Consider the following 229-nt stretch of genomic DNA (forward strand, 5'->3'; position numbering starts at 1 on the left):
TAAGCAACCAAAACCGACACAAACTGTCCCGGAAACCCGAACAATGAACCGCAGCGGCCTGATCGAACTGGAAGCCGTGGTCGCCGTGGCCCGACGCGGCGGATTCCGCGCCGCCGCGCGTGATCTGGGCATGTCGTCATCGGCCCTCAGCCACGCAGTCGGGGCGCTGGAGGCGCGGCTGGGCGTGCGCCTGTTCGACCGCACCACCCGCAGCGTGGCCCTGTCGGCG

1 protein-coding gene is annotated in these 229 nt (G+C 69.0%); it reads left to right on the forward strand.

The annotated features are described in order from the left end of the window. Positions 1–43: 43 nt before the first annotated feature. On the forward strand, positions 44–229 hold a 186-nt coding region (locus tag ACM0OZ_RS49455; RefSeq protein WP_414590256.1), incomplete at its 3' end, for a helix-turn-helix domain-containing protein.

The sequence above is a fragment of the Scytonema sp. PCC 10023 genome (assembly GCF_963920835.1).
GTDB lineage: Bacteria > Cyanobacteriota > Cyanobacteriia > Cyanobacteriales > Nostocaceae > Kalymmatonema.